Here is a 21,399-nt window from a genome sequence, read left to right on the forward strand (position 1 = left end):
GGTGGCGCTGTGGCGGTACGTGCTCGTCCCGCTGGGGCGGGCGGCCGGCGCGGGGGCGGTGTGGGCGGTACGGGTGCTGCTGGTGGTGCCCTTGGCGGCGCTGTACGCCCATGTCCTGGTGCCGTTGGCCGCCGGGGCGGCGTGGCTGGCCCGGTGGGCGGTCCGGGTCCTCGTGGTGGTTCCGGTGGTCGCGGTGTACCGCCATGTCCTGGTGCCGCTGGCCGTGGCGGTGGGATGGCTGGTGCGGTGGGTGGTCGTGGCCCCGTTGCGCTTCCTGTGGGGCAGGGTGCTCGTGCCGGTCGCCCGGGAGGTCCGGGACGCCCTGCTGGTGGGCTGGCGTGTGGCGGGGTACGTCTCGCGGGCCGTGGGGCGGGCGCTGAAGTGGCTGGTCACCGTGGTTCTGGTGGTTCCGGCCGGCTGGGTGTGGCGCACCCTCGTGCTGCCCGTGTGGCGACCGGTGCGGCGGGCGGCGGCCGAGGCGGGCCGGGTGGTGCGCGACGCGCTGGCCACCGTGCGGGAGACCGTGCGCGGGGTGCGCGCCGATCTGCGGAGGGCGTTGACCGGCGCGCCGCGACCGGTGGAGCGTGGCGGGCGCCGTGGGGAACCGGAAGGCCGGAACCCCCAGTAATCTGGAAGACACAAGCAACCCCGTCCGGGGTGACCAGACGTACGAGGGACTGAACGACACTGGGCAAGCGACAGCCCGAAGGCCCGCCGCCCGCACCCGCGGTGCAGCGCATCCGACTGCGCTACACCAAGCGCGGCCGCCTCCGGTTCACCAGCCACCGCGACTTCCAGCGCGCATTCGAGCGGGCGCTGCGGCGCGCCGAGGTGCCCATGGCGTACTCGGCGGGCTTCACCCCGCACCCGAAGGTGTCGTACGCCAACGCCGCACCCACCGGCGTCGCGAGCGAGGCCGAGTACCTGGAGATCGCGCTCTCCGAGGCCCGTGAGCCGGAGAAGCTGCGCCTGCTGCTGGACGAGTCGCTGCCGGACGGACTCGACGTGGTCGAGGCCGTGGAGGCCCGTGCCTCGGGGCTCGCCGAGCGGCTGGAGGCGTCCGTGTGGCAGCTGCGGCTGGACGGTGTGGAGCACGTCGCGGCCGAGCGGGCCGTGGCCGCTTTCCTGGCCGCGGGGACCGTCGAGGTCCAGCGCATGACGAAGAACGGCGTGCGGACTTTCGACGCGCGCGAGGCCGTCACCCGGCTCGAAGCGGTCGATCCGCAGGTGGCCGGGGCCCAGGACGGTATGTTCGAACAGGGTGCCGATAGGCCGACGCCAGGAGCTTGTGCGATACTGCGGCTGGTTGTTCGGCATGTGACACCCGCCGTACGACCCGACGACGTCCTGTCCGGCCTCCGTGCGGTGGCCGACCTCGCGCCGCCGGTCCCCGCTGCGGTGACCAGGCTGGCGCAGGGGCCGCTCGACGAGGAGACCGGCACGGTGACCGATCCGCTCGCGCCCGACCGCGATGCCGCGACGGTGCCGGAGGGTTCCGCCTAGGACCGTCGTCGTTGTGCGGCCGATGTATCTGGGGAGACCCGGGTCCGGCAGCACGCATCAGACGAGACTTTCGTCGGCCCGTTAGGGCGGTGCCGACGAGCTACACGACAGCTCCCGTGTGGCGCCCGCGCCCCCGGGCGGCGGAACCGCGAGGACGCGGACCGCCGCGAACCGGACCAGGACGCGGCGCCCGGGAGCGTGACGGGAGAAATGCCCGCATGCTCGAGCACAACGAGCCGAACGAGGCGCCGGAGAACGGCGCCACCGAAGCCGCCTCCGGCGGCACCGACACCGAGGCGACGGTCGCTCCGCGCCGCCGTCGCCGCGCGGCCAGCCGCCCCGCGGGACCGCCCGCGGCCGGCGAGGCCGGTCAGGACGTGACGTCCGGCGCCCCCGCCGGGGCCGCCGAGCCGCCGGCCATACCGGCCGAGGCCCCATCCGCCGATTCCGAGGCCGAACCCGCCCCCGCGCGTACCCGGCGCCGGGCGACCCGCAAGTCCGCCGCCCCGGAGCCGCAGCCTGCCGGGTCCGCCGAGGAGGAGGCGGCCGAGGCCGCCCCCGCTCCGGCGCGTCGCCGCGCGACGCGGAAGGCCACCGCTCCTGCGGCCGCCCCTGAGGCCCCCGCCGCGGAGACCCCTGCCACCGAGACCCCTGCCACCGAGACCCCGGGGACCGAGCAGGCCGAGCAGCCTGCGGCTCCGGCCCGTACCCGGCGCCGTGCCACGCGCAAGGTGACCAGCCCCGAGCCGGTCGCGGGCGGCGAGGAGACGGCCGGCCCCGCGGCCGCCGCCGACACGCAGGCGAAGGAGCTCCAGGCCGACCTGCCGCTGCACGCCGAGGCCGCCCCCGGGGCGGAGCAGGCCGAGCAGCCTGCGGCTCCGGCCCGTGGCCGGCGCCGTGCCACGCGCAAGGTGACCACCCCCGAGCCGGCCCCGGCCGAGGACGTGGCCGCGGCCGCCGCCGACGCGCCCGCGAAGGCCCTGCAGGAGGAGCCCGCGGAGAAGCCGAAGCGGGGCAGGGCCGAGAAGCCCCAGGCCGAGAAGTCCAGGACCACCCGTTCGCGGCGGCGTACCGCTCCGGCCGCCTCCTTCCTCGCCGCCGACGACGGCTCCCGCCGTCTGAAGCCGGGCGCTCTCGCGCCGCGTGACGAGGCGGGGGCCCGGGCCGGGGACGAGGCCGCCGAGGGCGCCGCCCCTGAGCGGCGCACCTACACCGCCAAGGCCGTCCCGGACGGTTCCGGCTGGGCCGTCGAGGTCGAGGACGCCTACGAGATCCGCGGCTACGGCGACACCGTCGAGGAGGCCCGCGTCGCCGCGGTCGCGGCCGTCGCGGAGGCGTTCGGCGTCCCCGCGGACACGATCGTCATCGAGGTCCAGGAGGCGCAGGGCGTCGAGCCCGCCGCGGTCCCCGAGGCCGAGGCCGCCCCTGAGGTCGAGCCCGAGGCGGAGCCCGCCCCGGCGCGAGGCCGTCGCAGGGTCGTGCGGCCGCCCATGGCCGTGTTCCAAGCACCGGTGTTCCAGGCCCCCGCCCAGGCGCAGGCCGGGCAGCCGGCGGAGCCCGTGGAGACCGAGGAGCAGGAGGAGCCCGAGGCCGGGGCCGAGGCCGAGGAGTACGCCGGCGGCACCGCCGGGCGCCGTCGCCGCCGTCGTCGCCGTGGCGAGCCCGCGGAGCCCGCGGAGGCCGTGGAGGCCGCGCAGACGGCCGTGACGGAGCACGCCGACGAGGAGCCCGAGCCCGCCCACGAGGACGAGGCGGAGGCCGAGGCGGAGGAGTCCGAGGCCGACGAGCACGAGGAGGGCGAGCGGACGTCCCGCCGTCGCCGTCGCGGTGGCCGTCGTCGTCGTCGCGGCGAGGCCGCCGAGGACGAGGAGACCTCCGACGAGGACGAGGAGTCCGGGGACGAGTCCGACGAGGACGAGGACCAGGACGCCGAGAGCAGCAGCACCAGCCGCCGCCGTCGCCGTCGTCGCCGCCGTGGTGGCGAGGGGACGGCCGAGGAGGGCCTGGGCGAGGACGCCCCGGAGCGCACGGTCGTCAAGATCCGTGAGCCTCGCAAGGCGGCGGAGCCGGTCGACGAGGTGCAGTCCATCAAGGGCTCCACCCGTCTGGAGGCCAAGAAGCAGCGGCGCCGCGAGGGCCGCGAGCAGGGCCGCCGCCGTGTGCCGATCATCACCGAGGCCGAGTTCCTGGCCCGCCGGGAGGCGGTCGAGCGCGTCATGGTCGTCCGTGAGAACGGCGACCGGACGCAGATCGGCGTGCTGGAGGACGGCGTCCTCGTCGAGCACTACGTCAACAAGGAGCAGGCCACCTCGTACGTCGGCAACGTCTACCTGGGCAAGGTCCAGAACGTGCTGCCGTCCATGGAGGCCGCGTTCGTCGACATCGGCAAGGGCCGCAACGCGGTGCTGTACGCCGGTGAGGTCAACTTCGAGGCGCTGGGCATGGGCAACGGCCCGCGGCGCATCGAGGCGGCCCTCAAGTCCGGCCAGTCGGTGCTCGTCCAGGTCACGAAGGACCCGATCGGCCACAAGGGCGCCCGCCTGACCAGCCAGGTCTCGCTGCCCGGCCGCTACCTGGTCTACGTGCCCGAGGGCTCGATGACCGGCATCAGCCGCAAGCTGCCCGACACCGAGCGCGCCCGGCTGAAGCAGATCCTCAAGAAGATCGTCCCCGAGGACGCGGGCGTCATCGTGCGCACCGCCGCCGAGGGCGCGAGCGAGGACGAGCTGCGCCGTGACGTCGAGCGGCTGCAGTCGCAGTGGGAGGACATCCAGAAGAAGGCCAAGAGCGGCAACGCCCCGTCGCTGCTCTACGGCGAGCCGGACATGACCGTCCGGGTCGTCCGCGACATCTTCAACGAGGACTTCGGCAAGGTCATCGTCAGCGGCGACACCGCCTGGGAGACCATCCACGGCTACGTCTCGCACGTCGCGCCGGACCTGGCCGAGCGGCTGGGCCGCTGGACCTCCGAGGTCGACGTCTTCGCCACGTACCGGATCGACGAGCAGCTGCTGAAGGCGCTGGACCGCAAGGTCTGGCTGCCGAGCGGCGGTTCGCTGGTGATCGACCGGACCGAGGCGATGGTCGTCATCGACGTCAACACCGGCAAGTTCACCGGCCAGGGCGGCAACCTTGAGGAGACGGTCACCAGGAACAACCTGGAGGCGGCCGAGGAGATCGTGCGCCAGCTGCGGCTGCGCGACCTGGGCGGCATCATCGTGATCGACTTCATCGACATGGTGCTGGAGTCCAACCGCGACCTCGTCATGCGCCGGCTGCTGGAGTGCCTGGGCCGGGACCGCACCAAGCACCAGGTGGCCGAGGTCACCTCGCTGGGCCTGGTGCAGATGACCCGCAAGCGGGTCGGCCAGGGCCTGCTGGAGTCCTTCTCCGAGACCTGCGTGCACTGCAACGGCCGCGGCGTCATCGTCCACATGGACCAGGCCACGGCGGCCGGTGGCGGCGGCAAGCGCAAGCGCCGTCGCGGCGGCGCGGCGGAGGAGCCGGCGGTCGCGGAGACCGCCGCCCTCACCGAGGCCGAGGAGGCCGCGGAGGAGGCTCCGGAGCTGGAGCCGGTCGCGGTCACCGAGGCCGAGCTGGTCCCTGCCGTCGGCGGGGACGAGGACTGGTACGGCAGCCCGGCCGAGGCCGAGGCGGCGGCGGGCCGGCGTTCCCGGCGGCGCGCCTCGCGGCGGGTCACCGCCCCGGTGAGCTCTCCGGACGCCACGGCCGAGATCGTCACCGTCGTCCCGGCGGTCGCCCCGGTCACCGAGCCCCAGGCGGCGGAGGCCGCGACGGCCACCGCCCCCGAGGCGCCCGCCGTCGTGGACACCGGCGAGGCGGCGCAGGAGCCCGCCGCACCGGTCCGCGGCCGGCGCCGGGCGACCCGCAAGGCCACCGCGCCGAGCGCCCCCGCCGGTGAGGCCGCCACCGTGGTCGTCCCCGCTGCGGAGACGGCCGTTCCGGCCCCGGCCCCCGAGCCGGAGCCGGTGGCGGAGGTCCAGGCGCCGGCCGCGCCGGTGCGCCGTCGTGCCACGCGCAGGGTGTCCGCCCCCGCGGGTGCGCCGTCCGCCGGCGAGGAGGCCGCGGTCGTGGTCGTCCCCGGCACCGAGGCGCAGCCGCAGGAGACCCCGGCGGCCGAGGCGGGGACGGAGGCCGTCGAGGCCGGGCAGGCGGAGCCGAAGAAGCGGGCCGCGCGCAAGACGGCCGCGAAGAAGGCACCGGCGAAGAAGGCCGCCGCGAAGAAGACGGTCGCCAAGAAGACCGCCACCAAGAAGACGGTGGCCAAGAAGACGACGGCGAAGAAGGCCGCCGCCAAGGCCACGGCCGAGGCGCCCACCGAGGCGCCCTGACCCCGGGTCACCGTCCGCGGGCCGTTCCCCACCGGGGGACGGCCCGCGGCGCGTACGGGGTCGCGCAGGCCCCGGTTTGACCCCATCGGGGACGCCCCGTAACCTTGACCTTCGGCGTTTTGACGCCCATTCCTGAGCATCTTCCTACCGGCCACGGCCGGCAGAGGCCCCCCAGCACCGCAGGGACGGCTGGCGTCAGGAGTGACGATCCGAGCGAGAGAGTGAGTTCCGCGTGTACGCAATCGTGCGCAGCGGTGGCCGCCAGCACAAGGTGGCCGTCGGCGACATCGTCGAGGTTGACAAGATTTCCACTGGCAAGGTTGGCGACGCGGTCGAGCTCTCGACGCTCCTCGTCGTCGACGGCGACGCTGTCACCAGCGACCCGTGGGTGCTGGCCGGGATCAAGGTCCAGGCCGAGATCGTGGACCACCACAAGGGCCAGAAGATCGACATCCTGCGGTACAAGAACAAGACCGGCTACCGCCGTCGTCAGGGTCACCGTCAGCAGTACACGGCGCTGAAGATCACCGGCATCCCCGCCGCTGCGAAGTAAGGGACTGAGGAGAGATGGCACACAAGAAGGGCGCATCGTCCACCCGGAACGGTCGCGACTCCAACGCCCAGCGGCTCGGCGTCAAGCGCTTCGGCGGCCAGGTCGTGAACGCCGGTGAGATCATCGTCCGCCAGCGCGGCACCCACTTCCACCCCGGCTCGGGCGTCGGCCGTGGCAAGGACGACACGCTGTTCGCCCTCGCCGCCGGTGCGGTCGAGTTCGGCACCAGCCGTGGTCGCAAGGTCGTGAACATCGTCCCGGTCGCCTGATCGGCCGCGATACGACTTCACCGAGGGCGGACCCTGTTTCCCGGACCGGGAAGCAGGTCCGCCCTCGGCGCGTTAACCCACAGACATTCCCGTACGCATCTGGAGGAACATCCGCATGACCACCTTCGTGGACCGCGTCGAGCTGCACGTCGCCGCGGGTAACGGGGGCCATGGCTGCGCCTCCGTGCACCGGGAGAAGTTCAAGCCGCTGGGCGGCCCGGACGGCGGCAACGGCGGCCGTGGCGGCGATGTGACGCTGGTCGTCGACCAGTCGGTCACCACGCTCATCGAGTACCACCACCACCCGCACCGCAAGGCCACCAACGGCAAGCCCGGCGAGGGCGGCAACCGTTCCGGCAAGGAGGGCACGGACCTGGTCCTGCCCGTCCCGGACGGCACCGTCGTCATGGACGGGCACGGCAACGTGCTCGCGGACCTCGTCGGCCACGGCACCACCTTCATCGCGGGCCAGGGCGGCCGCGGCGGCCTCGGCAACGCGGCGCTGGCCTCGGCGCGCCGCAAGGCCCCGGGGTTCGCGCTGCTGGGTGAGCCCGGTCAGAGCCGGGACCTCGTCCTGGAGCTGAAGACGGTCGCCGACGTGGCGCTGGTCGGTTACCCGAGCGCGGGCAAGTCCTCGCTCATCTCCGTGCTCTCGGCGGCCAAGCCGAAGATCGCGGACTACCCCTTCACCACGCTCGTCCCCAACCTGGGCGTGGTCACGGCCGGTTCGACCGTCTTCACCGTCGCCGACGTCCCCGGGCTCATCCCGGGCGCCAGCGAGGGACGCGGCCTAGGCCTGGAGTTCCTGCGGCACGTCGAGCGGTGCAGCGTCCTGGTGCACGTCCTGGACACGGCCACCCTGGAGTCCGAGCGTGACCCGCTGAGCGACCTCGACGTCATCGAGGCGGAACTGCGGGCGTACGGCGGTCTCGAGGACCGTCCGCGGATCGTCGTCCTCAACAAGGTCGACATCCCCGACGGCCAGGACCTCGCCGACATGGTCCGCCCCGACCTCGAGGCGCGCGGCTACCGGGTCTTCGAGGTGTCCGCGGTGGCCCACAAGGGCCTCAACGAGCTGTCCTACGCCCTCGCCGGCATCGTGGCCGAGGCGCGCGCGGCCCAGCCGGTCCAGGAGGCCACCCGCATCGTCATCCGGCCCAAGGCCGTGGACGACGCCGGCTTCACCGTCACCGCCGAGGACGGCTTCTACCGCGTCCGCGGCGAGAAGCCCGAACGCTGGGTGCGCCAGACCGACTTCGCCAACGACGAGGCCGTCGGGTACCTCGCCGACCGGCTCGCCCGCCTCGGTGTCGAGGAGCAACTGGTCAAGGCCGGCGCCCGCGAGGGCGACGAGGTCGTCATCGGCGACGAGGACGACGCCGTGGTCTTCGACTGGGAGCCGACGGTGGCGGCCGGCGCGGAGATGCTCGGACGGCGCGGCGAGGACCACCGGTTCGACGCGCCCCGCCCCGCCGCCCAGCGCCGCAAGGACCGCGACGCCGAACGCGACGACGCACAGGAGGAGTTCGAGGGCTTCGACCCCTTCGAATCCTGAGCCCCGGCGACAACGCACAAGGGCCGGTCCCCCTCATCGAGGGGGACCGGCCCTTGTCGTGTGCGTCCGGCCTCCGAGGGGCCGGCAGGCGGGTGGGGTCAGCTCATGGACGCGTGCAGGGGCGCGGTTCCGTCGTTACCGGCGTTCGACCGGGCGTCCTCGTCGAGGCGGGCCATCAAACGCTCGAAGTCGCGGGTGGAGAGCAGCAGCTTGTAGATGATGGCGAACTCGAAGAGCAGCAGCAGCACGGCCGCGGCGATGGTGGTGCCGATGACGGCGCCGGTCAGCGGCGCGATGATGAACACCGCCATCTGGAACTCGATGCCGCTGATGAGGTGCGGCCGCACGCGGTGCCGGATCAGGAAGTCGCGGAAGGCCCCGTAGGAGGCGAAGCGCTTCTTGAAGCTCTGCTGGAGGTCGACGACCGGTGCCTGACCGTCGGCGGGCTCGCCCTGGGCGCCCGCGTCGGCCGTCACCGTCTGGGTGGTGGCGGGCACGGCAGCGCGCTGGGCGGGGACGACGCCCTTCGGCGTCTCGTCGCCGGCCTCCTCCTCGCGGAGCAGGTCCTCCATGAACCGCAGGGACTGCTTCGAGTGCACCTCGGACTGGCGCAGCTCGAGCTTCTTCCGCATGTTGGCGCGGACCTTGAAGATCTGCAGGGCGTCGAGGTACCGCAGCGCGTCGAGGAAGATGACGGCGAGGGCGAGCCACATGTAGATGGAGTCACCGGTGCGGTAGAACTGGCCGCCCATGAGGGCGGCGGCGCAGCACACCACGCGCACGCGGTCGAAGATGTAGTCCAGCCAGCCGCCGAACTCCGAGCCCCTGCCGGTGAGGCGCGCCAGCTTCCCGTCCATGCAGTCGAGGATGAAGCTGAAGTGGTAAAGGACCGCGCCCAGGATCAGCCACTTCCAGTCGGCCAGCGCGAAGCAGGCCGCCGCCCCGAGGCCCAGCAGGAGCGCGCCCCAGGTGATCTGGTTCGGGGTGAGACGGGTCCGCATGGCCGTCCAGCGCACCAAGGGCGTCGCCACCGGGTCGACCAGGAATACGGTCCACCAGGCGTCCCGCTTTTTCTCGGTGAGGCGACGTACTTCCGCGAGGGGCGGTATTTCCATGAAAGAGGACCCTTTCGAGGCGAATTGGGCATCCAGGCGCTTCCGCGGCCTGATCACTTTGACGGCTGACGCAGTAGCGCCGTTGCTGTCGCCGGTGGGGCTGTCGCACCCGCGGTCCCGGCTGATCCAAGGCATCCGCCTGAAATACCATACAGCCTGCGGGCAATGGGAACGCGGGGCCGCCCCTGGCAATGGTCCCTTGGGGGGCTTGAATCGCCGCGATCCGCCGATGTCAAGATGCGTGCACGACCCAGCGGATGTGGCGTAGGACACAGTCCGATTTGTACCGTTGTGCACTTAGGATGGGATGGCCCTGAGGGGTGGCAGGCTATTGTATGTGGTTCGGGGGTCCGCCGGTCCTCCTGTCACCCACTGTTCATGTGGCAGGTGTGAACTCGTCTCCAACGGTTTGGGATGTCACGAGCTTCCAAAGCAGGGGCCAGCCGTGTCCCGGTGAGAAGTTCCTGAAATGGAGGCTTGATGTCCCCGCGCGACGCTCATCCATTGATCACGGTGATCGTGCCCGCATATAACGCGGCGGAGACCGTCGGACGGACCCTGGACTCATTGGCGGTCCAGACATTCCAGGATTTCGAGGTCGTCGTCGTCGACGACGCCTCCGGTGACCCCACCTGTGACGTGGTGGAGGACTACGCCGATCGCGTCCCGGGACTCCGCCTGATCCGCCGGGAGAGCAACAGCGGCGGGGTGGGCGCACCGCGCAACGACGGCATCCGGGCCGCCCGCGGCACCTACGTCATGTTCCTCGACTCCGACGACGAGATCCCCGCCACGGCGTGCGAGCTGCTCCTCGCCGGTGCCGAGCGGACCGGGGCGGACATCACCGCCGGGCGTGCGGAGCGGGTGAACCTCGGGCGCGGCACCATGACGACCTGGCAGCCCGCCCTCTACACCTCGGACCGCCACGTGGCAAGCGTCACGGAATGGCCCGAGCTGCTGAACGACCCCATTGCCGCGGCCAAGCTCTACCGCCGTGAATTCCTGGTGGACAACGAGGTCTTCTTTCCGGAGGGCGTGTTCTACGAGGACACATATTTCTCGGTGAAGTCCTACCACCGGGCCAGGGGGATATCCGTTCTCGCGGAGCCGGTTTACCACTGGATCTGGGAGGACAAGGCGACCGATACGGGCGACGCGGCTTCCATCACGAATAGGCGTGGTGAGATCCGGAGCATATCCGACCGTGTTCGTGTGCACCGCATGGCGGACGCCTATTTGCTGGAGAACGACGCCCGGGAGCTGAAGCTCTACAAGGACGCGAAGTTCATCAGCCACGACGTCCGGCTCTACATGAAGGAACTGCGCCAGGCAGACGAGACCTACCTGGCGGAGTTCGGCCGGCTGGTCTCGGGCTACCTCGGCGGCATCGACGAGGAGGCCTACGGCCTGTGCGCGCCGCTGGACCGGGTGAGGGCCTTCTACCTGCGCCACACGATGATCCCCGAGGCGCTCACCGTCGCCGACTTCGAGCAGCGCCGCGGTGTCGTCTCCACGGACCTGCACACGGAGGGCGGGCGCGTCTACTGGTCGGGCAGCCACCTCTCCCTGCCGGGCGCCCGTACCTTCCTCGACGTGACCGAGCTGGGACTGGAGAACGAGAGGTTCGAGAGTTCCCGGATGTTCAACCAGGCCGTCTCGCTGGACCTGACGGGGCGCACCCTCGCCTTCTCCGGTGAGATCGTCAACCAGTTCGGCCGCGTGGCCGCGGGCGACAAGCTGGAGCTGGTCCTGTTCAGCCGCTCCAAGGAACTGGGGAAGAAGACGATCGGCCGGGTGGCCGACGTCCGTGTGACCCCCTCGACGATCGGCTACACGGCGTCGCTGACCCTCGACGAGCTGGTCGGTGAGTTCCCCGCAGAGGGAACCGTGAACGTGATGTGCCAGCTCGTCTGGAAGGACCGCAAGCACACCACCGCCGTGTGCGTCCGCGGCCGGGACCTCGGCGCCCTCAACCGGACGCTGAGCGAGAACGGGTTCGAGGCGTACACGACGGCCAGCGGCAACCTCGCCCTGCGTCGCTTCACCGGCCTCGACGGAGCGGGCTTCGCCCGTCTGCGCGTGCACGAGGCGGACTGGGGCTGGTGGCGCGAGCGCCCGGCTCCGGCCGCAGCGGTGGCACCGCAGTCCCCGTCCGTCACGGTGGTCGTCCCGGCCGGCGAGGAGCCGGAGGCGCTGCGCGCCTGCCTGAGCTCGGTCGTCCTCCAGGACGAGTTCCCCCGGGCGCAGGTGCTGGTCGTGGGCACCGGAGCCGGGGCCGTCGCGGACGTCGTGGCGGCGCACGGCAACGTGAGCGTCGTCGACGGCGCGGCGGGCAGTTCCGCGGAAACGGTCCTGGAGCAGGCGACCGCCCCCTACGTGATCTTCCTCGACGGTTCCGGTGTCCTCGCCGAGGGCGCACTCGGCCGGCTGGTCGCCGTCGCCGCGCGGCACTCGGCGGACGTCGTGCTCGGTGACCTCGACCGGGGCCCCCGCGCCGAGGACACCGCCCCCGAAGTGGCCTGGAAGCAGTACTTCGGCACGGGCCAGGAGGTGTTCGAGGGAGCCGCCGCCGCCCCGGAGCTGGTCTTCGCCACGGATCTCGCCAACAAGCTGTTCAGCGCCGGGACGCTGCGCGGCCTGACGGCCGACCTGGGCCCCGACGGGCGGTCGGACCGGGTCCGCCTCGGTGTCTCCGCCCTCCTGCGGGCCGAGCGGATCGCGCTCGTCGACGCCCATGTGTACGGCACCGCCGCGGCCGTGTCCGGGGACGAGGCGGCCCCGGTGATCCGTGACCGGCTCTCCGAGGCCCGGCAGCTGCTGACGCTGTGCACGTCCCTGCTGTCCGACCCGCTGCCGGCCGACGCGGGCAGCCGCGCGCTGCTGCAGCGTTTCGTCGCGGGTTCCTTCGAGGCGTGCATGACCACGCTGCCCAAGATGCTGAACCGGGCGGGCCTGGCCGAGATCTACGCGGACGTCCGCGCGTTGTACAAGGACATCCCGGACGACGTGATCCTCGACTACGCAGTGACCGAGCGCTCCCGGCTGCTGCACCACGCCGTGAAGTCGGGCAGCCTGTCGGTCTTCTGCGCACCCGGCGACGCGCCGGTGTACGTGCCGCGGCTGTTCATCACCGGCGAGGCGGTGCACCGCCGGCTCGAGGGGGACATCGAGCCCTCCACGATCCTCCAGGTCGAGGGGCGGGCCGCCCTTCTGGAGTCGATCCGGCCGGTCGACGGCGACCTGCAGGTCGAGGGTCTGCTGCAGCTGAGCGGCGTCGACCTCACCCCGCTCCTGGAGAACGAGCTCACGCTGGACCTGGAGACCGCCTCGCACCGTGTGTCGGTGCCGGTGGTCCAGGTCTACCGGAGGGACCGCTGGCACGCCCGCAAGCGCCAGGACCTCCACGGCGGCTGGCGCGCGGTGCTGACCCCCGCGGACCTGTCCGCGCTGAAGGGCGGCTCCTACTCGCTCACCCTCCGGGTGCACGACGGCGACGCCTCCGTGGGCATCCCTTTGACGGCGCGCCCCGTGGCGCACCGTACCAAGGGCACCGAGCGGATCGGCCGCTTCCGTTACGAGGTCGGCATCGGCGCGGACAACACGCCGAGCCTTAAGGTGGCCCGCGCCGGGTCCGTCCGGCGGATCGGCCACTCCCTGAACCGCCTGTGGTCCGAGACGGCAGACGTCCTCGCGCGCCGGCCCGGGTGGCTGCTGCGGCTGCTCTACTGGATCAGCCGCCCCGTCCTCGGCCGCAGGGACATCTGGGTGGTCGGGGAGCGCCACGACACCGCCCAGGACAACGGCTACCACTTCTTCCGGTACATGCGGGAGAACCACGCGCGGCGGAACGTCTACTACGTGATCGACGCCAAGGCGGCGGACCGCGCCAAGGTCGCGCCCTTCGGCAACGTCGTGGCCCGCGGCACGCTGCGGCACCGTCTGTACCTCCTCAACGCGACGCGGCTGATCTCGCCGTACGACCTCGAGGCCTACCTCGCGCCCCCCAACATCTCCAAGCCGGAGTTCCTGCGCCGCTTCGGCGACCTGCTCCACTACCGCCGGGTGTTCCTGCAGCACGGAGTGACGTACAACGACGTGTCGCAGTCGGCGCACCGTCAGTTCACCAACGTGGACCTCTTCGTGGCCGTGGCGGAGAGCGAGGCCGACTACATCTCCCGCGAGATGGGTTACGGCAAGGACGAGGTCGTCGCGCTCGGCTTCCCGCGCTTCGACAAGCTGGAGCCCGCGGAGGCGGACCGTCTGACGATCCTGCTGATGCCGACCTGGCGGCGTGACATCGTGGTGCCCTCCTACAACCGCAGTCGGCGCCCGACGGTGCAGTTCGCGGCCTCCGAGTACTTCCGCTTCTACTCGCGGCTGCTCGCCGACGAGCGACTGCGCGGGGCGCTCGAGCGCTCCGGCGTGCGGCTGGAGTTCTACCCGCACTACGAGATCCGCCCCTACCTGCGGCACTTCCAGGTGGACCACCCGAGCATCGAGGTCGCCGACCAGACCAAGCGCGGTGTCCAGGAGGCCATGAGGGAGTGCTCCCTCCTGGTCACGGACTACTCGTCGGTCTTCTTCGACGTCGCCTACATGGGCAAGCCCGTGGTCTACGTGCCCTACGACGAGGAAGAGTTCTACACCCAGCACTACCGGCGCGGTTACTACAACCTCACCGAGGACGGCTTCGGCCCCGTCTGCCACACGGTCGACGACGCGGTCGACGAGATCATCGCCGCCATCGACGGTCGGTTCGAGGTGAGCAGTCCGTACCGCGAGCGGGTGAACTCGTTCTTCGTCCACCGGGACAGGGACAACTGTGCCCGCGTGTACGACGCGGTGAACCGGCTCGGCGCGAAGGCCGGCCGCTCCTGACGGACGGTCCTGAAGGGCCTGTGGAGAGGATGAGAACGATGACGTGGCTGATCACCGGCGGCGCCGGCTACATCGGCTCGCACGTGGTGAAGGCGATGGTCGACGGCGGCGAGCAGGTCGTGGTCGTGGACGATCTGAGCACCGGCGACCCGCAGCGGCTGCCCGCCGGCGTGCACCTGGAGAAGGGCTCCGTACTCGACGCGGAGCTGCTCGACCGGGTGCTGCGGGAGCACTCGGTGCGCGGCATCGTGCACATCGCGGCGAAGAAGCAGGTCGGGGAGTCGGTGGAGCGTCCGCTCTACTACTACCGGGAGAACGTCCAGGGCCTGCAGACCGTCCTGGAGGCCGCGGTGCGCGCGGGGGTGACCAGCTTCCTGTTCTCGTCCTCCGCCGCGGTCTACGGGATGCCCGACGTCGACCTGGTGACCGAGGAGACCCCGTGCGCGCCCATGAGCCCGTACGGGGAGACCAAGCTCGTCGGCGAGTGGATGGTCCGGGCGACGGGTGCTGCCCACGGCATCGCCACCGCCTGCCTGCGCTACTTCAACGTGGCCGGCGCGGCCACCCCCGAGCTGGGTGACGCCGGGATCTTCAACCTCGTGCCGATGGTCTTCGAGCGGCTTTCCCAGGACAAGCCGCCGCTGATCTTCGGTGACGACTACGAGACCGCCGACGGCACCTGCATCCGTGACTTCATCCACGTCGAGGACATCGCGTCGGCCCACGTCGCCGCCGCGCGCCGGCTGGCGGAGGACCCGACCGCCGCCCTGGTGCTGAACATCGGCCGTGGCGAGGGCGTCTCGGTCGCCGAGATGGTGGGCATCATCGGCTCGGTCACCGGCCGCACCGACGCGACGCCTCAGGTCATCGAGCGCCGCCCCGGCGACCCTGCCCGTGTCGTCGCCTCCGCCTCGCGGATCGAGGAGGAGCTGGGCTGGACGGCCCGCCACGAGGTGCGCGAGATGGTCGCGTCCGCCTGGGCGGGCTGGTGCCTGCGCCACCCGGAGTCGGCCCGGGGCTGACCCCGCGACCTGACGGACGGGGCCTCCGGCCGAGCGGCAGCGCTCGGCCGGAGGCCCCGTCCGTTGCGTCGCCACTGCTCACAGGGCGTTGGCGCGCTGCTTCGGTACCGCCTGCGCGGTGCCGCCGGCCGTCCTGGCGCGTCGTTCGTCGGCCCGGGCGGCGAGCGCCTGCACCGCGTCCCGGAAGCGCTCGGAGGAAGGCGGCGCGGCCGGGCCCAGCAGGTGCCCCTTCAGGTCCAGACGGGCCGCTGCCAGGGTGTCCTCCGCCTTGCCGCGCACGACGGCCAGCAGTTCGCCGAGACCCGCCGCGTCGGGGGTGAGCACGGTCCCGGCCCGGACGGTGGGGAACGCCTTGCGGAACCCGGCCTCGGTCAGGTCGGTGGTGTTGGTCACGGCGTAGGGCTTGCCGCTCATCAGGAACTCGGAGATCACGCTCGACACGTCGGTGATCAGCACGTCGCAGTGGTTGAAGCAGGAGTAGAGGCCGGGGCGCTCATCGACGATCACCTGGTGCTCCTCGGCGGGGTGCACCGACCAGTACGCCGTCTCCCACGAGAGGGTCGCCCGCTGCACGGCCTCGGCGATGCTCCCGTCCTGCGTCCTGCCGCGGTCCGCCATGCGCTCCAGGTCGTCGGCGTCGGTCAGCGACCAGGCGTCGGTCAGCCGGCCCAGCTCGCGCTCCATGCGGTGGAGCAGCTCGCGCTGCGCGGGCAGGGGCGGGGCCGGGGGACGCTCGTGGTTGGCCTTCTCGATCAGCGCGACGATCCGCCGGTGGGCGGCACCCGCCCGCGGGTCCACGGTGCCGGTGAGCGGATGCGGCCGGTAGACCAGGCGGACGCCGGGTTCGGCCAGCAGCCGGCTGACGAGGGCTTCCCCGGCCAGCACGATCGAGGTGTTGCCCGGGTCCTCGGTCCAGCCCTCCCAGGTCGGCGCGTAGAGCACCGTGACCGGGTCACCGGGCGCGGGCGGCCCACCGTACGGCAGGATGCCCGCCAGCTGGGGACGGCCGACCTCCGTGACGTCCTCGTCCGCCACGCCGACCGAGGCCAGGGCGTAGCGCTCGCGGGCCGCGGGGCCGGCCACCCAGACCTCGTCGTAGGCCTTGGCGTACGGGTTGCAGCTGGACAGCTTGTCGCTCTCGCCGTGGTTGACGAAGGCGTGCATGATCGTCGGGATGCGCAGCACCTGGGAGGTCTTGGCCGCGTTGGCCGGGTGGATCATCACCTTGAGGCTGGAGTCGTTCAGCCGCAGCAGGTGGGCGACCTTCGGGAGGCACACGATGGGGACGTCGGTGGGGCCGATGCGCTGCACCATCGTCCGCTCGCGCAGCACGATGACCGGCCGGCCGTCCATCTGGGCCAGGGCGGACAGCCACATGTTGGCCTGATACGCGGAGTTGGCGCTGCCGGAGAAGTACATGCCGACCGTGGGCTGGTAGCGCTCCAGCCAGCGGTCGAACCACTCGAGGACCTCGTCCTGCCGCGGCGGGCGCCGGCCCGGCAGCAGGGACCGGCCGAGCACCGCGAGGGCCACGGAGGCCAGGACCGCGGACAGCAGGATTCCGTCGGCGGCGAAGACGTTGGTGCCGGTCGCCGCGGTGACGGTGAGCCCGGTGGTCGCGGGGAGCCCGATGAGCAGCAGCCGCAGTCCGGGCTGACGGGTGATCAGGGCCGGGGGCGGTGCGGGCAGCGGCAGTTCGGAGGTGTCGATGTTCCGGGTGATGACGGGCAGCCGCCGGGCGCGCTGCACCAGGATCGTTCCCGCCTGGAGCCCGATGTGCGCGCCGTGGACGTACAGCAGGCCGGCCAGGCACACGAGGTGGAACCACGTCGACGCCGGGTGGTCCAGGCGCAGCAGTCCGATGACGAGCAGCAGGTCGCGCAGTGACTGACGGGTGATCGCCTCCGCCTGGAGCAGGCCGAGGACCCGGGTCGGAGGTCGCTGCCCCGAGTACAGGCAGACGTCGGCGACGTAGCCCACCGCCGCGGCGCCGGCCAGCAGGTACGCGTTCGGCAGGACCACGCCCGCGGCCTGGGCGATCAAGGCGCAGGCCTGGACCAGCAGGAGGCCGAACTGGTGGACCTCCGGCCCGCTCCCCATGGCACGTTTCACAGCAGCAACTTCCCATCGTCGTACGTGCGCTGGCCCGACGGAACCGCAGCGGAGCGCAGGCGTGCACACTCCGTCCGGGGCCGCGGGCCGCCGTTCACGTGCACGCTGCCCCCTGTTCGATTCCAGTGGCAAATCGTTCCCATTGATCGGCGATGTCCGACCTGAACGATTACGAATCGAAGAGTCGTGTTATGGGAACTTCCTACCTCTCCGTCAGGCCCCGCGTACAGGTTTCCCACGCACCTGCCCCGGTCCGCGCGTCCCACTCCCGGTCCGGTGGGTGGAAGGCGGCGGCGCCGGGTCGCCCGACTGCCGTAGATTGCGAAGCCGGGAGAGGGAAGGGACGGACGTGGCGAGCGCGAGGCAGGACGTGGCGGAGGCCCGGCGGGTCGTGGTCAAGGTCGGGTCGTCGTCGCTGACGACGGCGGCCGGGGGCCTGGACGCCGACCGGGTGGACGCCCTCGTGGACGTGCTGGCCAAGGCGCGCGGGACCCAGGAGGGCGCGGCCGCCAAGGAGGTCGTCCTGGTCTCCTCCGGCGCCATCGCCGCCGGCCTGGCACCGCTCGGGCTCACCCGGCGGCCCCGGGACCTGGCGCGGCAGCAGGCCGCCGCCAGCGTCGGCCAGGGTCTGCTCGTCGCCCGCTACACGGCCTCCTTCGCCCGGTACGGCGTACGGGTCGGCCAGGTGCTGCTCACCTCCGACGACATGAGCCGCCGGGCGCACTACCGCAACGCCTACCGCACGCTGGACAAGCTGCTCGCCATGGGCGCCATGCCGATCGTGAACGAGAACGACACGGTGGCCACCGACGAGATCCGCTTCGGCGACAACGACCGCCTCGCCGCCCTCGTCGCCCACCTGGTCCGCGCCGACCTGCTCGTCCTGCTCTCCGACGTCGACGGGCTCTACGACGGCGACCCCGCCCTCCCGGGCACCTCGCGCATCGAGGAGGTGCACGGGCCGCGGGACCTGGAGGGCGTCTCCATCGGCAGCGCGGGCAAGGCCGGCGTCGGCACCGGGGGCATGGTCACCAAGGTCGAGGCCGCCCGGATCGCCGCCGGCGCCGGCATCCCGGTCGTCCTCACCTCCGCCTCGCAGGCCGCGGACGCCCTGGCCGGACGGCGGACCGGCACCGTCTTCCACGCCACGGGCAAGCGCTCCGCCGACCGGCTGCTGTGGCTGGCCCACGCCTCCACCCCGCTCGGCGCGCTGATCCTGGACGACGGCGCCGTGCAGGCGGTCGTCAAGCGCCGCACCTCACTGCTGCCGGCCGGCATCGCGGCGGTCGAGGGCCACTTCACCGCCGGCGACCCGGTCGAACTGCGCGACACCTCCGGCCACGCCGTCGCGCGGGGCCTGGTGAACTTCGACGCCAAGGAGCTGCCCCGGCTGCTCGGGCGCTCGACCCGCGAACTGGCGCGGGAGCTCGGCCCCGCCTACGAGCGCGAGGTCGTGCACCGGGACGACCTCGTACTCCTGCACCACTGAGGCGGACCTCCTTCGTGGTTACTTCGTGAAAACCGCCCCGCGCCCGCGCCCGGGCTGCTGGACTTTGAGGGCGGAGCACGGAATCCGGCCAGGGACGCGACGACAGGGACGACAGGGAGGCCGCCGGTGAGACGAGGGCGCCCAGGGGCATCGTCGTCCCGAGGGACGGCGGAGCGGACACTGGTGAGCGTGACGAGCGACGACACCGCCCCGCCGGCGCGGGAGCGCCCCGTGTCCCGGCTCTGGCACGTGACGCTCAGCGTCTCCGGGCCCGAGGCCCCGCTCGCCGAGGTGCGGCGCGCGCTGGAGCAGCTCGCGAACGACCACCCCTTCCTGCTGACCAGCCGGTACGCGGCCGACCACGCCGAGATCCGGTACTGGGAGGAGGCCCGCGACCTGCACGACGCCGCCGCGATCGCGCTGCGGCTGTGGGGCGAGCACCGCTCCTCCGCCAATCTGCCGCCCTGGGAGACGGTGGGCCTGGAGGTCATCGACCGCGGCACCTACCACCAGCGCCTCGCGGAGGGTTACGGACCGCCCCCGGCGGCGCCCGTCGGCGTGCACCCCTACTGAGCCGCACCGGCCCGGCCGCCGTGCGCGGCACGGTCTCACCCGCCGGAAAGCCGCCCCGCCGGCCGGCGCCCACGCCGTACCCTGGCCGCTATGAGCAGCCGCAGCCACAGCAACGACGACCTCGCCGCCTCCCTGCCCTCGCCGTGGCCGAAGAGCCCGGTGCTGCAGGCCGCCTACCGCGCCCGTGCGGCCGCCGAAGACCTCGCGCCGCTGCCGCGCTCGGTGAAGGACGACGCGCTGCTGGCCATCGCCGACGCCCTGGTCGTCCGCACGCGGGAGATCGTCGAGGCCAACGCCGAGGACGTCGCCCGCGCCCGTGGGGCGGGCACCGACGAGGCGATCGTGGACCGGCTGACACTGACCCCCGAGCGGGTCCGCGCCATCGCCTCCGACGTGCGGGACGTGGCCGGCCTGCCCGACCCGGTCGGCGAGGTGGTGCGCGGCTCCACGCTGCCCAACGGGCTGGACCTGCGCCAGATCCGCGTGCCGCTGGGCGTGGTCGGCATCATCTACGAGGCCCGGCCCAACGTCACCGTGGACGCGGCCTCGTTGTGCCTGAAGTCCGGCAACGCGGTGCTGCTGCGCGGCTCCTCCTCCGCGTTCCACTCCAACTCCGCGCTGGTGACGGTGGTGCGCGACGCGGTCGGCGGCGCCGGACTGCCCGCCGACGCCGTCCAGTTGGTGCCGGGGGAGAGCCGGGAGTCGGTGCGCGAGCTGATGCGCGCCCGCGGCATGGTCGACGTGCTCATCCCGCGCGGCGGCGCCTCCCTCATCAAGACGGTGGTCGAGGAGTCCATCGTCCCGGTGATCGAGACCGGCACCGGCAACTGCCATGTGTACGTGGACGCGCAGGCCGACCTCGACACGGCCGTCGCGGTCCTGCTCAACTCCAAGGCGCAGCGCCCGAGCGTGTGCAACGCCGCCGAGACGCTGCTGGTGCACCGGGACATCGCCGCCGACTTCCTGCCGCGCGCCCTGGACGCGCTGGCCGGGGCCGGGGTCACCGTGCACGCCGACGAGCGGGTGCGGGAACTGGCCGAGAAGAGCGGCACCAAGGCCACCGTCGTCCCGGCCACCGCGGAGGACTGGGAGACGGAGTACCTGAGCTACGACATCGCCGCCGCCGTGGTGGACTCGCTGGACGCCGCCGTGCAGCACATCCGGCTGTGGTCCTCCGGGCACACCGAGGCCATCGTCACCACCTCGCAGCCGGCCGCCCGCAGGTTCACCCGGTTGGTGGATTCCGCGGCCGTCGCCGTCAACGCCTCGACCCGGTTCACCGACGGCGGGCAGTTCGGCTTCGGCGCGGAGATCGGCATCTCCACCCAGAAGCTGCACGCCCGGGGGCCGATGGGCCTTCCGGAGCTGACCTCGACCAAGTACGTCTACACCGGGGACGGCCACGTCCGGGGCTGACCCGCCCCGGCGGACGGACGGAGTTTCCGAGCGGCCTGCCCAATCCGCGTCATCGGCCCTATTCTGGACGGGTGCCGGACGAACTGGGGGGCAAGCCGTTCCCGGACGGCGAGGACCACGGTGGCGCGGATGACGAATTCGCGTCCGTGGTGCTCGACGAGGCCTTCATACGGGCGGCCGCCTTCCATGAACCGAGCGCCCACGAGCGCATGCTCGCCGCCGCCACGGCACAGGCCGAGGCCGAGGCGTCCCGTCCACGTGTGCTGGGCGGGGAGGACGGCGGCGGTCCGTACGCCCGGGAGGAGGCCGAGCACTCCGCGGAGGACGAGGAGTACGAGGACCTCTACGCCCAGCGCCGCCCGTACCGGGGGCACGGCCGCTGGCACCGGACCGTGGCGTGGGTGCTCGCCGTGGTGATGGGCATCGGCGTCGTCGCCCTGACCTTCGCGGCGGTCTACCGGGGCGCCGGAGGGGCCCGCCAGCCCTCCGTACCGCCCTCCCCGACCGGCCGGATCGGAGCCCCGTCGCTACCCCCGGTGGCGGTCAGCCACACCCCCTGAAC

At 72.5% G+C, this 21,399-nt stretch carries 13 protein-coding genes and 1 pseudogene; 12 read left to right on the forward strand and 2 right to left on the reverse strand.

The genetic code is table 11. The features are described 5' to 3' along the window. The 6 genes and pseudogenes from ACFV3E_RS05515 to obgE all read left to right on the forward strand — a co-directional run. Nucleotides 1-628: pseudogene (locus tag ACFV3E_RS05515) on the forward strand (hypothetical protein); the annotation flags it as partial. 101 nt (nt 629-729) lie between these two features. Then, nucleotides 730-1,503: a TIGR03936 family radical SAM-associated protein gene (locus tag ACFV3E_RS05520; protein ID WP_500533497.1), complete on the forward strand. Its 774-nt coding sequence runs from the start codon at nt 730-732 to the stop codon at nt 1,501-1,503. A 218-nt stretch (nt 1,504-1,721) separates the two neighbouring features. Beyond that, the gene (locus ACFV3E_RS05525; protein ID WP_500533498.1) at nt 1,722-5,855 is read left to right on the forward strand and encodes an Rne/Rng family ribonuclease; all 4,134 of its coding nucleotides are present in this window, start codon (nt 1,722-1,724) and stop codon (nt 5,853-5,855) included. 232 nt (nt 5,856-6,087) lie between these two features. Further along, a complete protein-coding gene (rplU, locus tag ACFV3E_RS05530; RefSeq protein ID WP_018556584.1) occupies nt 6,088-6,408 on the forward strand; it encodes a 50S ribosomal protein L21 in 321 nt (106 codons plus the stop codon). A 14-nt stretch (nt 6,409-6,422) separates the two neighbouring features. Continuing rightward, nucleotides 6,423-6,677, forward strand: a complete 255-nt coding sequence (gene rpmA, locus ACFV3E_RS05535; RefSeq protein WP_449706282.1) for a 50S ribosomal protein L27 — start codon at nt 6,423-6,425, stop codon at nt 6,675-6,677. A gap of 115 nt (nt 6,678-6,792) precedes the next feature. Further along, a complete protein-coding gene (gene obgE / locus ACFV3E_RS05540) occupies nt 6,793-8,232 on the forward strand; it encodes a GTPase ObgE (RefSeq protein ID WP_500533499.1) in 1,440 nt (479 codons plus the stop codon). Between the two features lie 98 nt (nt 8,233-8,330). Here the strand turns inward: obgE and ACFV3E_RS05545 are convergent, their stop codons facing one another. Further along, on the reverse strand, nt 8,331-9,347 hold the full coding sequence (locus ACFV3E_RS05545; RefSeq protein ID WP_500533500.1) for a CDP-alcohol phosphatidyltransferase family protein: 1,017 nt from the start codon (nt 9,345-9,347) through the stop codon (nt 8,331-8,333). A 480-nt stretch (nt 9,348-9,827) separates the two neighbouring features. Here ACFV3E_RS05545 and ACFV3E_RS05550 point away from each other — a divergent pair, with 480 nt between their 5' ends. Together ACFV3E_RS05550 and galE are read left to right on the forward strand one after the other, a co-directional pair. Then, complete coding sequence (locus ACFV3E_RS05550) at nt 9,828-14,225, forward strand: glycosyltransferase (RefSeq protein ID WP_500533501.1); 4,398 nt, start codon at nt 9,828-9,830, stop codon at nt 14,223-14,225. Nucleotides 14,226-14,263: 38 nt separating this feature from the next. Beyond that, nucleotides 14,264-15,247 (forward strand): UDP-glucose 4-epimerase GalE, encoded by a 984-nt coding sequence (gene galE / locus ACFV3E_RS05555; RefSeq protein ID WP_500533503.1) that lies wholly within the window; start codon nt 14,264-14,266, stop codon nt 15,245-15,247. A 78-nt stretch (nt 15,248-15,325) separates the two neighbouring features. Here the strand turns inward: galE and ACFV3E_RS05560 are convergent, their stop codons facing one another. Beyond that, the gene (locus ACFV3E_RS05560) at nt 15,326-17,347 is read right to left on the reverse strand and encodes a hypothetical protein (RefSeq protein WP_500533504.1); all 2,022 of its coding nucleotides are present in this window, start codon (nt 17,345-17,347) and stop codon (nt 15,326-15,328) included. Nucleotides 17,348-17,729: 382 nt separating this feature from the next. Between ACFV3E_RS05560 and proB the strand changes: the two genes are divergently transcribed. From proB to ACFV3E_RS05580, 4 genes are all read left to right on the forward strand, one after another. Beyond that, on the forward strand, nt 17,730-18,848 hold the full coding sequence (proB, locus tag ACFV3E_RS05565) for a glutamate 5-kinase (RefSeq protein ID WP_500372747.1): 1,119 nt from the start codon (nt 17,730-17,732) through the stop codon (nt 18,846-18,848). Between the two features lie 126 nt (nt 18,849-18,974). Continuing rightward, the gene (locus tag ACFV3E_RS05570; protein ID WP_500533505.1) at nt 18,975-19,421 is read left to right on the forward strand and encodes a DUF8830 family protein; all 447 of its coding nucleotides are present in this window, start codon (nt 18,975-18,977) and stop codon (nt 19,419-19,421) included. Nucleotides 19,422-19,511: 90 nt separating this feature from the next. Continuing rightward, the gene (locus ACFV3E_RS05575; RefSeq protein WP_500533506.1) at nt 19,512-20,837 is read left to right on the forward strand and encodes a glutamate-5-semialdehyde dehydrogenase; all 1,326 of its coding nucleotides are present in this window, start codon (nt 19,512-19,514) and stop codon (nt 20,835-20,837) included. Nucleotides 20,838-20,908: 71 nt separating this feature from the next. Next, the gene (locus ACFV3E_RS05580; RefSeq protein WP_500533507.1) at nt 20,909-21,397 is read left to right on the forward strand and encodes an SCO2584 family spore wall biosynthesis protein; all 489 of its coding nucleotides are present in this window, start codon (nt 20,909-20,911) and stop codon (nt 21,395-21,397) included. Nucleotides 21,398-21,399 lie beyond the last annotated feature (2 nt).

The sequence above is a fragment of the Streptomyces sp. NPDC059718 genome, assembly GCF_042733315.1.
In the GTDB taxonomy this organism is placed as follows: Bacteria; Actinomycetota; Actinomycetes; order Streptomycetales; family Streptomycetaceae; genus Actinacidiphila.

Coding starts and splice junctions, on each gene's coding strand:
- ACFV3E_RS05575 (WP_500533506.1), top strand. CDS start 19,512: ATGAGCAGCCGCAGCCACAGCAACGACGACCTCGCCGCCTCCCTGCCC.
- ACFV3E_RS05560 (WP_500533504.1), bottom strand. CDS start 17,347: ATGGGGAGCGGGCCGGAGGTCCACCAGTTCGGCCTCCTGCTGGTCCAG.
- rpmA (WP_449706282.1), top strand. CDS start 6,423: ATGGCACACAAGAAGGGCGCATCGTCCACCCGGAACGGTCGCGACTCC.
- ACFV3E_RS05545 (WP_500533500.1), bottom strand. CDS start 9,347: ATGGAAATACCGCCCCTCGCGGAAGTACGTCGCCTCACCGAGAAAAAG.
- galE (WP_500533503.1), top strand. CDS start 14,264: ATGACGTGGCTGATCACCGGCGGCGCCGGCTACATCGGCTCGCACGTG.
- ACFV3E_RS05550 (WP_500533501.1), top strand. CDS start 9,828: ATGTCCCCGCGCGACGCTCATCCATTGATCACGGTGATCGTGCCCGCA.
- obgE (WP_500533499.1), top strand. CDS start 6,793: ATGACCACCTTCGTGGACCGCGTCGAGCTGCACGTCGCCGCGGGTAAC.
- ACFV3E_RS05525 (WP_500533498.1), top strand. CDS start 1,722: ATGCTCGAGCACAACGAGCCGAACGAGGCGCCGGAGAACGGCGCCACC.